The organism is Streptomyces sp. NPDC025806, from assembly GCF_055558275.1.
Window position 1 is genome coordinate 549,155 of sequence record NZ_JBVHMU010000001.1, and the last position, 9,621, is coordinate 558,775.

Sequence of the window (9,621 nt, forward strand, 5' to 3'; positions counted from 1 at the left end):
CTGCTCAGTACTTGGGGCCGATGTGCTCGTCCATGCGTGCCACATCGGCCTTCCGGGCGACGGAGATGTTGTACGGGTTCCCGTGCCGGGTGCAGTGCGTCCAAGTCAGTCCGAGCGCATCGAGCGTGTCCGTGAAGAGCTGCCGGATGCAGTCGGACTTGTTGGTGAAGAAGTACCGCGGGTACTCGTACCGCTTCCGCTCACCGCCGACGAGCCGGGTCGTCCAGTTGGTGATGCGGCACCCGTCGGAGTGGATCAGGCCGCGGATGAACTCCCACGGGTGCGCGTCGACGATCTCCTGCTGCCAGGGCTCAAGTTCGATCCTGCGGGTGTGCTTCATGCCGGGTCCGTGCTGAGGGAAGAGGCAGATCAGGTGTTTTGAGTAGACCTTCACATTCTGGCATCCGATGCGTTGCACGCGGCAAGTTCGGTTGTCGGGGAAAACGGCACGCATGGCAGCCTCGGTCTCCTCGGCGATACCAGGCCACGCATCCGCGCAGGTGATCATGAGGTTCGGCACCCGGTGGCTGGAGTAGTGGCTCACGTGCCCGTCGCCCAGGTACTGACCGAGCAGATAGGAGTACGCGGCTTCGTCGAGTGCTCGGCCGTCACACCGAGGGCATGAGGGATCGTGCGAGCCGGGACACTCGCCGCGCTTGGAGCGGTCCATGTGCTTCCAGTAGCCGATGGTGCCCAGCGGAATGTTCAGGTCTCGGGCGACATCTGCATTGCGGGCGCCGCCACGTAGCAGGGTGAGCGCCCGCTGTCGTACCTCTGTGCTGTGGTAGTTCACATGCACACCCTGCGTGACTGATCGTGACGCCATGCAGCAAAAAGCGGATGTTCACGAGAATGTGAACATCCGCTTCGGTGCGAAATGTGCCGGGTGCGGGATTCGAACCCGCAAGCCCTTTCAGGCAGAGGTGTTTGAGACCTCCGTGTATACCGTTCCACCAACCCGGCCAGATGAGCTGGTCGGAAGCATACCGGGTCTCCGCTCCCGGCCGCAGCTAGGTAGGCTCTAGAGGCAGCCCCCAGCCTGCCCGAACAAGGAGCGCCCCCGTGACCGCCCCCGAGTCGCCCCAGCCTGTCGACGCTGTCGACGACGACCAGTCGCACGTGCCGCCGCTGACGACCCGCGTCGTCATCGCCGAGGACGAGGCCCTGATCCGCCTCGACCTGAAAGAGATGCTCGAGGAAGAGGGCTACACCGTCGTGGGTGAGGCCGGTGACGGTGAGCAGGCCGTCGAGCTGGCCCGTGAGCACAAGCCGGATCTGGTGATCCTGGATGTGAAGATGCCGAAGCTGGACGGGATCAGCGCGGCGGAGAAGATCGCCGAGGAGTCGATCGCTCCGGTGCTGATGCTGACGGCGTTCTCGCAGCGCGACCTCGTGGAGCGGGCGCGGGACGCGGGTGCGATGGCGTACCTGGTGAAGCCGTTCAGCAAGAGTGATGTGGTGCCGGCGATCGAGATGGCGGTGTCGCGGTTCACGGAGCTGAAGACGCTGGAGAAGGAGGTCGCGGACCTCACGCAGCGGCTGGAGACGCGGAAGCTGGTGGACCGGGCGAAGTCGGTGCTGCAGACGGAGTACGGGCTCACCGAGCCGGCGGCGTTCCGGTGGATTCAGAAGACGTCGATGGACCGGCGGCTGTCGATGCAGCAGGTCGCGGAGGCGGTCATCGAGGACGCCGAGGAGAAGAAGGCGGCCAAGGGCTGACCTCGTAGGTGTACGTGACGAAGGCCCGCACCCCGGGATGACGGGGGTGCGGGCCTTCGCCGTGTGCGGGTCAGTCCTCGCCGAGGTAGGCCTTGCGGACGGACTCGTCGTGGAGGAGGTCCTGGCCGGTGCCGGAGAGGACGATGGAGCCGACCTCCATGACGTGGCCGTGGTCGGCCAGGGAGAGCGCGGCCTGGGCGTTCTGCTCGACGAGCAGGATGGTGGTGCCCTGGGACTTGAGCTCGGAGATGGTGGACATGATCTTCTGCATCATGATCGGGGAGAGACCCATGGAGGGCTCGTCGAGCATGAGCAGCTTGGGCTGGGACATGAGGGCACGGCCCATGGCGAGCATCTGCTGCTCGCCGCCGGAGAGGGTGCCCGCGGCCTGCTTGCGCCGTTCGCCGAGGATCGGGAACAGCTCGTAGGCGCGCTGCATGTCCTTCTCGATGCCCGCGTTGTCCTTCCGGAGGAAGGCGCCGAGCTGGAGGTTCTCCGCGATGGTGAGGCGCGGGAAGATGTGGCGTCCTTCGGGGGAGTGGGCGAGGCCCAGTGCCACGATCTTGTGTGCGGGGACGGAGGTGAGGGGCTGTCCGGCGAAGGTGATTTTTCCGCTGGAGGGCTTGAGGAGGCCGGAGAGGGTGCGCAGGGTCGTGGTCTTGCCGGCGCCGTTGGTGCCGATGAGGGTGACGACCTGGCCTTCTTCGACGCTGAAGGAGATGCCTTTGACGGCTTCGATCTTGCCGTAGGCGACGTGGAGGTCTTCGACTTCCAGCAGCGCGGTCACTGGTTGTCTCCTTCTGTGGTGCTGTCCGTGGCGGCCTGTGCTTCGGCGGCCTGGACCTCTGCGAGTGCGGTGTCCTCGGGGGCGCCCTCGAAGGGGGTGCCGAGGTAGGCGGCGACCACGCGCTCGTCGCCCTGGACGACGTCGCTGGTGCCTTCGACGAGCTTTTCGCCCTGGACGAGGACGGCGACGCGGTCGCAGAGGTTGAAGATGAAGCGCATGTCGTGCTCGATGACGAGGACGGCGATGCCCTTGTCGCGGATCGCGAAGACGAGTTCCTCGGTGGCCCGGGTTTCCTGCGGGTTCATGCCGGCGGTGGGCTCGTCGAGGAGGAGGAGTCCGGGGTCGCTGGCGAGGGCGCGGGCGATTTCGAGCTTGCGCTGTTCGCCGTAGGGGAGGTTGCGGGCGAGGTGGTCGCGTTTGTGTTCGAGGCCGATGAACTCGAGGAGTTCCATGGCGCGTTCTTCGCTGGCGCGTTCGGCTTTCTTGAAGCCGGGGCCGCGCAGGAGGGCGGACCAGAGGCCTTCTTTGGTGCGGGTGTGGCGGCCGACGAGGACGTTTTCCAGGACGGTCATGTTGGCGAAGAGCCGGATGTTCTGGAAGGTGCGGGCGATGCCGGCCTGGGTGACGAGGTGGGGCTTGGGCGGCAGGACGGTGCCTTTGTAGGCGACTTTGCCCTCGGTGGGGACGTAGAGGCCGGTGAGGCAGTTGAAGAAGGTGGTTTTGCCGGCGCCGTTGGGGCCGATGAGGCCGACGATCTCGCCTTCGCGGACGGTGAGGTCGACGCTGCGGACGGCGGTGAGGCCGCCGAAGCGCATGGTGACGTCACGGGCTTCGAGGACGGTCTGCGCGGTCTGCGGGGTGGGGGTGGTCTGTGTGGTCATGGTGGTCACGCCCCCGCCTTGGTGGTGGCCGGTTCGTCGGGCAGCCGTTGTTCGGGTACGTCGAGTTGGCCGGTCTCGTGGAATTCGAGTTGGCGGCGGCGGTTGGCGATGATGCCTTCGGGGCGGAAGCGCATGAGGAGGACGAGGGCGACGCCGAAGGCGAGGAGCGACTTGTCCTGGAGGAAGACGAGCTTCTCGGGCAGGAGGTAGAGCAGGGCTGCGCCGAGGAGGGGTCCCGCGACGGTGCCCATGCCGCCGAGGACGACGGCGGCGAGGAGGAACGCGGAGTTGGGCGGGGTCGATCCGGCGAACTGGTAGGGGTTCGGGACGACGCTGTAGGTGACGTGGGCGCTGACGGTGCCGGCGAGGCCGGCGAGGGCGGCGCCGAGGGCGAAGGCGACGAGTTTGACGCGGAAGCCGTTGATGCCCATGGCGGTGGCGGCGGTCTCGTCCTCGCGGATGGCGACCCAGCTGCGGCCGATGCGGGAGTCGGCGGCGCGGGTGTAGACGAGGACGACGATGGCCATGACGAGGACCATGAGCAGGTAGTAGTTGGCGAAGCGGCCGAGGGTGAAGCCGGCGATGTCGTGGCTCTGGCCGAAGTCGATGCCGAGGAGGTTGAGGTCCGGGATCGAGGGGATGCCGTTGGGGCCGTTGGTGAGGTCGGGGCCGGAGTCGCCGTCCATGTTGTTGACGGCGATGCGGAAGATCTCTCCGAAGCCGAGGGTGACGATGGCGAGGTAGTCGCCGCGCAGTCGCAGGGTGGGTGCGCCGATGAGGACGCCGAAGACGAGGGATGCGGCGGCGCCGGTGAGGGCGGCGGCCCAGAAGGGGAACTGGACGCCGGAGAAGGTGGAGAACTCGGAGCCGGAGACGAGGGCGGCGGTGTAGGCGCCGACGCCGAGGAAGGCGACGTATCCGAGGTCGAGGAGTCCGGCGAGGCCGACGACGATGTTGAGGCCGAGGGCGACGGTGCCGAAGATCAGGATGTTGACGCCGATGTTGGCGTAGTGGTCGTCGGTCTGGGTGAAGGGGAAGGCGATCGCGGCGGCGAAGCCCATGGCGAGCGTGAAGGCGCGGTTCTTGGCGGTGAGGCGGGAGACCACGTCGAGCAGGCCGGCGGTGTGGAGGGCCCAGAGGGCGAAGACGGTGACGATGAGGAAGCCGATGAAGAGTTCGCCGTACTCGGTGTCGATGCCGTAGGTGAAGACGGTGAGGCCGGCGATGGTGACGGCGGTGACGAGGACGCGCTGGATCCAGGGGCTGGGCAGTGCGATGGGGGTGAGGCCGTCGGGCTTGGCGAGGTAGCTGCGGAAGGTGTCCTTGGCGCTTTGGGTGCCGGCTCCGTGCTGGGGGAGGGCGAAGGCGCCGAGGAGGGGCAGCAGGGAGGCGACGGCCGCGATCCAGCCGCCGGGTTCGAGGTTGGCGAGTCCGCCGAGTTTGGCGGCGATCGCGATGACGGTGAACCAGGTGGTGCCGAAGGCGCCGAGTGCGGCGAGTGCGGTGGGTGCGTTGTTGCCGTTGCCGGCGAGGGCGCGCAGGCCGGGGACGCCGTAGTGGGCGAGTCCGGTGAGGGCGGTGAGGATGCCGGCGACGAAGGTGAGCCATTGGAGGCCGCCGGGGTAGCCGGTGATGGTGAGGTCGCCGGGGAATTCGGCGGTCCAGGTCCAGGCGAGGAAGGCGGAGGCCGTGGTGGCGATGCCGCCGGCGAGGACGAGGGCGCGGGCGGCGCCGGCCGGGAGGGGGAGGAGCCCGCGGGTGGGGGCGTCGGTCTTGTTCATGGTGGTGTCCGTCATGGTGGTCACGCCCTGTCCGCGACGCGTTCGCCCAGCAGGCCTTGGGGCCTGAAGAGGAGGACGAGGATGAGGAGGCCGAAGGCCCAGACGTTGGCCCAGGTGGAGCCGCCGAGTTGCTGCATGCCGGGGATGCCGTCGATGTAGGCGGAGGCGAGGGTTTCGGCGATGCCGAGGACGAGTCCGCCGAGCATGGCGCCGTAGATGTTGCCGATGCCGCCGAGGACGGCCGCGGTGAAGGCCTTGAGGCCCATGAGGAAGCCCATGCGGTAGTCGATGGAGCCGTACTTGAACCCGTAGGCGATCGCGGCGACGGCGGCGAAGAGGCCGCCGATGGCGAAGGCGATCACGATGATGCGGTTCGTGTCGATGCCCATGAGCTGGGCGGTGTCCGGGTCCTGGGCGGTGGCCTGCATGGCGCGGCCGGTGCGGCTGCGGCGGACGAAGAGGGCGAGTCCGGTCATGCAGAGGGCGGCGGCGATGATGAGGAAGAGGTCGCCGTCCCGGATGGTGATGCTGCCGAGGTCGTGGGAGCCGCCGATGTCGGGGAAGGTGCGGGGGCGGTCGGCCTTCGGGTAGAAGTTGCGGACCGCTTCCTGGAGGGCGAGGGAGAGGCCGATGGCGGTGATGAGGGGTGCCAGTCGGGGGGCTCCGCGCAGGGGTCTGTAGGCGAATCGTTCCGCTCCTACAGCGATCAGGATGGCGACGAGGCCGCCTCCGATCAGCATGGCGGGGAGCAGGATCCACATCGAGGTGCCGGTGGGAAGGATCAGGGAGACCGTGAGCGCGCCGAACGCTCCGGTCATGAATATCTCGCCGTGCGCGAAGTTGATGAGCTGGACGATGCCGTACACCATCGTGTAGCCGATGGCGATGAGCCCGTACATCGAGCCGAGGAGCAGCCCGTTGGCCAGCTGCTGCGGCAGGGTGTTCACCGCATGGCCTCCATGTCGCTGGTGGTCGTGTGCACCCATGGGGTGCTGGGTGGGTGTGAGAACGGGCCGCGCGGTCGGGGTCGTCCTGCCGCGCGGCCCGTGGTGGTGCTGGGGTCGTGGTTCAGCCGGCCGGGGCCGGCTCACGAGGGTGGGCCGACGTGGGTCAGCTGCCTTCGTAGGTGCCGGTCTTGACGGCCTTCCACGCGCCCTTCTCGACCTGGTACACGGTCAGCTGCTTGTTGGTGGTGTCGCCGAACTCGTCGAAGGCGACCTTGCCGGTGATGCCGTCGAAGTTGGACTTCTGGACGGCGTCGACGACCTTGGAGCGGAGTTCGTCGCCGGAGGGCAGCTTGCCGCCGTTGGCTTCCTTGACGGCCTTGACCGCGTTGATGATGGCGGTGGTGGCGTCGTAGGAGTAGCCGCCGTAGGCGCCGTAGTCGCCCTTGTAGCCCTTGGCCTTGTAGGTGTCGACGAAGGTCTTGGCGGCGGGCAGGGTGTCGACGGGGACGCCGACGGAGGTGGAGAGGTCGCCTTCGGCGGCCTTGCCGGCGGTCTCGATGTAGGTGGTGGCGAACATGCCGTCACCGCCGAACAGCGGGATCTTGACGCCGGCTTCCTTGAGCTGCTTGGTGATCAGCTGGGACTCGTCGTACTGGCCGCCGTAGTAGACGATGTCGGCCTTGGCGGCCTTGATGCGGGAGACGAGGGAGGCGAAGTCCTTGTCACCGGTGTTGATGTGGTCGGTGCCGACGGCCTTGCCGCCCGCGTTGACGAACTGCTCCTTGAAGATCTTGGCGAGGCCGGCGCCGTAGGTCTGCTTGTCGTCGACGACGAAGGCCTTCTTCTTCTTGAGCGTGTTGTAGGCGTAGTCGGCCGCGAAGCCGCCCTGGAGGGCGTCGGTGGTGGCGGTGCGGAAGTACGTCTTGTAGGCGCGCTTCTTGGTGCCGCCCTGCCAGTCCTTGCCCTGCGTGAGGGAGGGGTCCGTGTTGGACGGCGAGATCTGCACCATGTTGGCGGAGGCGAAGACCTGCTGCATCGACTGGGCGACGCCGGAGTTCAGCGGGCCGACGGCGCCGATGACGCTCTTGTCGCCGACGAGCGCGGTGGCGTTCTGCTGGCCGGTGGCGGGCTGGGCCTTGTCGTCGAGGGCCTTCAGCTTGAAGGTGACGCCGTCGACGGTCTTCTTCTTGTTGGCGTCGTCGATGGCGATCTGGGCGCCGTACTGGATGCCGAGGCCGGTCGTGGAGTTCTCGCCGGAGAGGGGGGCGTCGACACCGATGGTCAGCGTGGTGCCGCCGCTGTCGCCACCCTTGTCGCCGCCTTCGTCGCGGGAACCGCAGGCGGTGAGGGTCAGTGCTCCGGTGGTGAGCACTGTGGTGAGTATGAGCAAAGAACGGTGTCGCACGATCATTCCTCTCCCTGGCGCGGCCCACGTGGTCGGGGGCCGTGTGTCTCGCCGGGCCGTACTGGGGTGGTACAGGGGCCGTGCAAGTGACGCGCCCGGCGGCGCGGTGACTGGCCGTGACTATAAGCGCAGGTGGGGGAGTGGGGCACTGGGTGGGAGAGGCTGTGACGCTCTTGTTATGCCGGGGTGGTGATGAGGAGGAGCAGGAGGGATGATCGGACCTTTTCGGGCGCCCGGCGGGTGGGTTCGGTGGTTGAGAACGCCCAGTTCCGCTAAGGAACTTGAGTGGATCTTGGTCCTTACCTGGTGGTCCGAGGAGGGTGGGGGCGCCGGTGGTGGGTGTTCTGTGACCAGGGTGCCGTGTTCGTGTTGCGGTGCATTGCTGTGTTTCGGCAGATGTAACGCTGTGTCACCGTCGGGTGGTGAGGTGGGTCCCGGGGTGTTCGGCCGGGCACGCGGCGCTCAACTGCTGGGCGAGAGCGTGCGGGAAGGCTCCGCCGAACAGGAAGCTGTGCTGTTGCAGGGCGCGTTGGTTGCGCAGGGTCAGGTCGAGGTGGGGGAGATCGATCGTGCGCGGGGGCCGTGTGCAGTGCCGTACGCGGATCTCCACGGTGAGCGGCGCGGTGTCGCCGGCGTTCACCGTCAGTGGCAGTCGCGGTGTCGTGCGGGTGGCGAACTCGGCGAAGGGCAGGCGCAGTCGGCTGACGGTGACGGGGCTTCCGGACTCGACGCGCAGCAGGAACCGGTACGTGTGCTTCGCCGGGCCCGGGCCTTGGTAGTGCAGGTACGTCGTCTGGGTGGGGTACGGGGACGAGGCGGCGGCCGGATCGGAGTGCGGCGGGCGCAGGAGGAGCAGTGCGGTGAGGGCTGCGCCGAGGGCGAGGGTGGCCGTGAGGGTGTGGCGGGTACGGGGGGTGAGCGCGGCCCAGCGCTCCGCGGGGGTGCGGGTGTCGGGGTTGCCGGCGCCGAGGGTTTCTGTGGGGTCGGGCGGCGGCGGGTAGCGGATTTCTGGGGGTTCGCGGGGTTCTCGGGGCCCTGGAGGTTCGACGGGTTCGACGGGGCCGATGCCGGTCATGGTTGACGGTAAGCCGGAGGCTGAGGCTCCGCCAACGGGTGGGGTGGGATTGGGGGTTGGGCGTTGGGGATTGAGGGTGGGGGCTGGGTCGGGGCTTCGGGGCGGTGATCGGGGTGGGTCGGGTGTGGGGGTGAGGGATGCGGGGCAGGGTGCTGTGCGTTGTCGGGTGACGCGTGCGTTGTGGCTGGTCGCGCAGTTCCCCGCGCCCCTGGCGGCACGGGGGTACCCGGGGCATGTCGCCCCGCCCCTGGCCTGCCCTGCACGTGCTTGGCGTGCTCCGCCCTGGCCTGGCCCGGCCTGCCCTGCCCCGGCCCGTCCTGGCCCTGCCCCGTCCTGGCCTGCCCTGCGCGTGCTTGGCCTGCCGTGCTCCGGCCTGCCCCGGCCCGTCCTGGCCCGGCCTGCCCCGGCCCGTCCTGGCCCGGCCTGCCCTGGCCCGCCCTGCTCTGCCCTGCCCTGGCCTGCCTGCCTTGCCCTTTGCCTCGGCCCCTTTCCCACCATCCCGCCCCCTCCGGGGGCGTCGGCCCGGCGCCTGGCCTCGGGGAACACCTTGGGGTGGGGTACGCGTTCCGGTCGCCTTGTCGAGACCGCGCCCCCAAGTTGGGGGTGGGTCTTGGGAGGCCTCTCTGGGGACAGCGCCCCGGCTCCGGGTGCGTACCGGGTCGCCTCGACCCAGCCTTGGGCAGTCTGCCGCCTGGGGCGGCACGGGTGGGCAAGGCGGCGCCCAAGTGCCGGGTGCGCGTTTCATCGGGCCTCGGCTACAGCGTCGCCGCCGTAGGGGCCGAACACCATCGCCGAGTGCTGCGCCGTCGCGGTTGCTCGCGCAGTTCCCCGCGCCCCTGAAAGGCGCACTCCGTGCGCCCTCAGGGGCCCGGTGGTCGCGCCCCGCGACGGAGTCGCTGATCGGGTACAGCCCCGCGCCCCTGAAAGGGCACACTCCGTGCGCCCTCAGGGGCCCGGTGGTCGCGCCCCGCGACGGAGTCGCTGATCGGGTACAGCCCCGCGCCCCTGAAAGGGCACACTCCGTGC

General features: G+C 68.6%; 8 protein-coding genes and 1 tRNA gene. 1 reads left to right on the plus strand and 8 read right to left on the minus strand.

Annotation, left to right across the window (positions count from 1 at the left end):
- Positions 1-4: 4 nt before the first annotated feature.
- Positions 5-793: a transposase gene (locus ACZ4E1_RS02470; RefSeq protein ID WP_467535037.1), complete on the minus strand. Its 789-nt coding sequence runs from the start codon at positions 791-793 to the stop codon at positions 5-7.
- An 87-nt stretch (positions 794-880) separates the two neighbouring features.
- A tRNA-Leu gene (locus ACZ4E1_RS02475) sits at positions 881-963 on the minus strand.
- Positions 964-1,062: 99 nt separating this feature from the next.
- On the opposite strand from ACZ4E1_RS02475, the gene ACZ4E1_RS02480 reads away from it, so the two are divergent.
- Positions 1,063-1,719 carry an ANTAR domain-containing response regulator gene (locus ACZ4E1_RS02480; RefSeq protein ID WP_467535039.1) on the plus strand — a complete coding sequence of 219 codons (657 nt, stop codon included), beginning with the start codon at positions 1,063-1,065 and terminating at the stop codon, positions 1,717-1,719.
- 70 nt (positions 1,720-1,789) lie between these two features.
- On the opposite strand, the gene ACZ4E1_RS02485 is transcribed toward ACZ4E1_RS02480, so the two are convergent.
- The 6 genes from ACZ4E1_RS02485 to ACZ4E1_RS02510 all read right to left on the minus strand — a co-directional run bounded on the left by ACZ4E1_RS02485 (position 1,790) and on the right by ACZ4E1_RS02510 (position 8,595).
- Positions 1,790-2,506 (minus strand): ABC transporter ATP-binding protein, encoded by a 717-nt coding sequence (locus ACZ4E1_RS02485; protein WP_467535041.1) that lies wholly within the window; start codon positions 2,504-2,506, stop codon positions 1,790-1,792.
- The gene (locus ACZ4E1_RS02490) at positions 2,503-3,387 is read right to left on the minus strand and encodes an ABC transporter ATP-binding protein (RefSeq protein ID WP_467535416.1); all 885 of its coding nucleotides are present in this window, start codon (positions 3,385-3,387) and stop codon (positions 2,503-2,505) included. The genes ACZ4E1_RS02485 and ACZ4E1_RS02490 overlap by 4 nt, the downstream gene beginning before the upstream one ends.
- 5 nt (positions 3,388-3,392) lie before the next feature.
- Complete coding sequence (locus tag ACZ4E1_RS02495; protein ID WP_467535043.1) at positions 3,393-5,183, minus strand: branched-chain amino acid ABC transporter permease; 1,791 nt, start codon at positions 5,181-5,183, stop codon at positions 3,393-3,395.
- Between the two features lie 5 nt (positions 5,184-5,188).
- Positions 5,189-6,115: a branched-chain amino acid ABC transporter permease gene (locus tag ACZ4E1_RS02500; protein ID WP_467535045.1), complete on the minus strand. Its 927-nt coding sequence runs from the start codon at positions 6,113-6,115 to the stop codon at positions 5,189-5,191.
- Positions 6,116-6,278: 163 nt separating this feature from the next.
- Positions 6,279-7,505 carry a branched-chain amino acid ABC transporter substrate-binding protein gene (locus tag ACZ4E1_RS02505; RefSeq protein ID WP_467535418.1) on the minus strand — a complete coding sequence of 409 codons (1,227 nt, stop codon included), beginning with the start codon at positions 7,503-7,505 and terminating at the stop codon, positions 6,279-6,281.
- Positions 7,506-7,929: 424 nt separating this feature from the next.
- Positions 7,930-8,595 (minus strand): hypothetical protein, encoded by a 666-nt coding sequence (locus ACZ4E1_RS02510; RefSeq protein ID WP_467535047.1) that lies wholly within the window; start codon positions 8,593-8,595, stop codon positions 7,930-7,932.
- Between the last annotated feature and the right edge of the window lie 1,026 nt (positions 8,596-9,621).